Origin of the sequence: Rhodococcus sp. (in: high G+C Gram-positive bacteria) (genome assembly GCF_049591685.1) — a bacterium.
GTDB lineage: Bacteria > Actinomycetota > Actinomycetes > Mycobacteriales > Mycobacteriaceae > Rhodococcoides.
This window is the reverse complement of sequence record NZ_JBAWFH010000499.1, coordinates 1-4120: the sequence shown is the minus strand read 5'-3', so window position 1 is coordinate 4120 and position 4120 is coordinate 1. Positions and strand designations below refer to the sequence as shown.

Sequence of the window (4120 nt, the reverse complement as noted above, 5' to 3'; positions counted from 1 at the left end):
CCGCTCGGGCTTCTCCCGTTCGGGCTTCTATCGCGAGGGCCTCCACCGGAGGGGTTCTGCCCGCTCGGGCTTTCACTGCTCGGACTTTCGCCGCTCGGGCCTTCACCACGCGCGCTGCTGGGTTTCTTCATCAGGTCGGCGAGGCGGACGATGAGTTTGACGTCGGCGGTGGGCGCACCTGAAGCTCTCATACCGCCGCGCAGGTGCTGGGCGATGATGTCGGCGAGTGCGTCGGCGTTGCGGCGTGCGGGTGTGCGGGGGTCGCGGGTGCCGTCGGGTCCCGGTCTGGGCGCGGCGTGCGGGGAGAGTGCGGCTTTGAGTCTTTCGGTAGTGAGCTTGTCGTAGTTGCCGCGGATATCATTGCGACCGTTGGCGAGTGGGTAGATGTGCAGTTCGTTGAGTGCGGTGTTCTCGGAGACCGGTAGCGGCGGCGGACCCTGCGGGGCGTCGTCCACATCCGGCGTCTTCTCGGTCTCATCGGCACCGCGACCAACACCATCATCGCCGTCAGCACCATCGTCGACGCCGCCGCCATCTCCGTCACCATCCGTGTCTTCGGGTGGGGTGTTCTTCTGCTCTTCTGTTCGTCGTTGCTGTTCGGCGTCGTAGCGGGCGCGGGCTGTTGCGGCGGCGTGGTGGGCGAGTTCGTGGGCGCGGTCGGTGACGGCTTTGGCGATGGAGTGGGTGGCGACGTGGAGTAGGGCTGCGATGAGTTCGTGTTGGGTGTTGTTGTCGAGGGTGGGGTCGGCGGTGGTGATGACGGTGTGGCCGTCGGCGATGGCTTTGGCGTGGAGGTAGTGGATGGTGCCGTCGGTGAGTGCGGCCGCGATGGTGGGGTGGTGGTGGAGCCAGGTGCCGAGGGCGATTTGGTGGGCTGCGTTGCTTTCGGGGATGCGGGTGGCGTGTGCGTACCAGCGTTTGACGGAGGAGTGTCCGAGTTTCAGTGCGATGCCGCGTCGGTCGGCTTCGGCGAGGGTGGCCAGTCGTGCTGCGGCGAGCGCGGTTTCGGTGGTGTGGATGTGCGCGAGTGTGGACACGATGTCCTGGTCGGACAGCGTGTGTGCTGTGTCGAAGTCCCCCAACTTCTGCATGGCGGGAAAGGTACAACCACCCACCGACAAACAATTCCCGACGGCTCCGGTCGGTCGGCTCGATCGGCGCATGCACGGGGCGATGCTGGATAGCGCGAGCGGAAACGTTCGGCCTGCCTGATTCAACGTCCGGAATCACTCCGGACGACGCCGCTGCGGTATGCCCAGATGACAATCTGTAAGCGGGTGCGCACACCCAGTCTGCGCGCGATGTTGCCGATGTGCGTTTTGACGGTGCTCGCCTCGATATGTAGGCGGGCGGCGATGTCCTCATTGGAGAGTCCGTCCGCGAGATTTCGCACGACGTCCATCTCCCGCGCGGTCAGGTCGTGCTCGATCTGTCTGACCGCGATTCCGTTGCGACGGGCGAATTCTTGCGCGACGCGGGTGGTGACTCGCGCCGACATCGCGGTTCCTCCTGCTGCGACGTCGACGATCGCTTGGGCCAGTTCGCTCGGATCGGCGTCCTTGAGTAAGAACCCCGATGCGCCGAGGTCGAGGGCGGCGAAGACGTATTCGTCCAGATCGAACGTGGTCACTACTATCACCCGCGACTGAGTGAACCGTTCCACGATTTCTCTGGTTGCGGACAGCCCGTCGCGTTGTGGCATACGAATGTCCATCAGCACTACGTCGGGACGCAGCATTCTGACCTGTTCTACGGCTCGGGTTCCCGAGGCCGCGTGACCGACCACGTGAATGCGGGGGTCGTCGGCGAAGAACATCTCGAATCCTTGCCGCACCACTGGTTGATCGTCGACGAGCAGGACTGTGATGGGCTCGGTCATACAGCGATCCGTCCGTGGACGGGGAGTTCTGCACGTACGGCCCAGCCGTCGTCGACGGCGTGTGCGTCGATGCTGCCGCCGAGTATTGCCACACGTTCACGCATTCCGACGATTCCCAGCCCTTGGCCATGTGCATCGGCTGCAGTGTCGATCGTCTTGGTACTACCTGCATCGTTGAGCACGGTGATCACCATTGCGTCGCCCGCTCGCTCCACCTTCACCACTGCGCGCGATCGCAGCGCATAGCGGCTCGCATTGGACAGTGATTCCTGGACGATCCGGTAGCACGCCAGTTGCACTCCGCTGTCCACGTCGGCGCTATCTCTGCATATCGCCACATGCACATCGGCGAACATCGTCCGGAATCCCTCCACGAGTGACGCGATGTCGGCGATGGTGGGTTGTGGTGGGACCCCCGCGCCGTCGGGCATACGGAGGATGCCGACGATTTGACGAAGACCGTCCAGCGTACGGCGTCCCTGTCCGATCACACCGGACAGCAACTCCTGCGCTTTCGCCGGGTCCTGTTCGAGGAGCCGCTCAGCATTTCTCGCCTGGATCAGCATTGCGGCCAGATGATGGGCGGCCATGTCGTGGAGTTCACGTGCCATGGACGCACGCTCGGCCTCGACCGCCCGTGCGATTCGCGACTCGTGTTCATGCCGCGCATGTTCGAGTTCGGTGGCCCCCGACGCCACCTGCCGGCGATGGGCGGCGATCACGGCGCCGAGCATTACCAACGCGGTGGTGGTGAGCGTGGCGTTGAACAGCGCCACCCACAACTGAGACGAGAAGTCGGCTTCCCCGCCGTCGGGACTTCCGACCCGAACCCATGCTGAAACGAGGCTATCGACGGCGATACCGCCGATCATGGCGGCCACCAACCGCCACCCCTGCGCCCGCATTCCGAGAGCGACAGCAGCGAACCAGTACATCGGGCTGATGCCCAAACTCGCGCTTCTCAGAACCAGCATCATCACAGCCGTGATGGCGACACTGGTCGTGTACGTGATGATCGGAAAGCGGCGACGCAGGCACAAGACGCATGTGAGTGCGGCGAACAACAACACTGTCGGGACGATCAACACGGGGCTTTCGAGAAGACGTCTACCGGCCGCCCCGCCGATATCCGTCGCAGCCATCGCGCCCAACACGATTGCTGAAATCGGCAACAAGATCAGAGGTATGACCTCGACGCGGTCTGGGCGCCAACGAGATCCGGATTCCGCACGAACCATGGCTCCCCCTTCGTCAGCTCGCTGGCGGACTCACGCGCAGATCAACTCTAACGGTTACCCGTCCGAGGCGGCCGCATCGGAAATCAAACCCATTACCGAGTTGTACAGCTGGGTCTCGAAGAACAAGGCGAATCCGACGAACGCGACTATCCATGCGGTGTTCTCTTGGGCATTTCGCCGAAACCACAGGTCGACGCGATAGAGCACGCCGGCGACATGCATTCGCGCCATCACCGATGCAATCGTGAGTGCGAGTGCGGGCACGATCATGACCACCGTGTAGGTCACGACGGCGAACAGTTGCCCAGCGACGCTGGGATCTATCTCGTCGATACGACCGAGCGCGATGGCGAAGGGAACTGCCGTCGGAATCTCCACGACAGTCGCGAGGAGCGCCACCCCCACCACACCGCGCAGGGTGGCGTTCTCACCTATCGCGGCATCACGCCACTTTTCGAACCAGCCCACGCCCTGTTCACGAACCGGAACGTTGTGGATCAACCCGTACCACGCTGCAATCAGGAGTAGGACCACGCCGACCACACCCCGAACCCATCCACCCGCGTCCGAACCGAACTGCTCCTGTGCGATGGTGCGAATGCCTGACGGCCCGTTCAGCATAGCGACGCCGATGGTCGCATATGCGGCGGCGAGAATCGTCAGATAGATGCAGATGTAGCCGGTTCGCGCTCGATCGGACAGCAGGAACCACACGGGCATCGCCAGAGCGCCCACACCGACGGCATCGACAACGGCCAGCGGAAGCACAGACACGATCACCGAGGTCAACATGCGCGAACCAAGCCTTCGCGTCGGATTCCGCCGGGTAAGACGCCAGCCCGAACGACGCCGACCGAAGCCGACGCTGACGAGGACGAGGACGAGGACGGGGACGCTGACGGGGACGGGGACGGGGACGCCAGGGTGACCCGCGAGAGCGAAACCGTCCGCATCACGACCGAGCCGTCACGGCTTGCTGCCCCGGCCGTTGCCGTCCCAGCCG

The 4120-nt window shown here is 64.0% G+C and carries 4 protein-coding genes; all 4 read right to left on the bottom strand.

What is annotated here, in order from left to right; genetic code table 11:
* A partial coding sequence (locus WBQ44_RS20575) for a DUF222 domain-containing protein (protein WP_495568520.1) occupies positions 1-1091 on the bottom strand: 1091 nt, incomplete at its 3' end.
* A gap of 122 nt (positions 1092-1213) precedes the next feature.
* Positions 1214-1879: a response regulator gene (locus tag WBQ44_RS20570; RefSeq protein ID WP_495568519.1), complete on the bottom strand. Its 666-nt coding sequence runs from the start codon at positions 1877-1879 to the stop codon at positions 1214-1216.
* Positions 1876-3117: a sensor histidine kinase gene (locus tag WBQ44_RS20565; protein WP_495568518.1), complete on the bottom strand. Its 1242-nt coding sequence runs from the start codon at positions 3115-3117 to the stop codon at positions 1876-1878. Before WBQ44_RS20565 ends, WBQ44_RS20570 begins: the two co-directional genes overlap by 4 nt.
* 54 nt (positions 3118-3171) lie before the next feature.
* Positions 3172-3909: a GAP family protein gene (locus WBQ44_RS20560; protein WP_495568517.1), complete on the bottom strand. Its 738-nt coding sequence runs from the start codon at positions 3907-3909 to the stop codon at positions 3172-3174.
* Between the last annotated feature and the right edge of the window lie 211 nt (positions 3910-4120).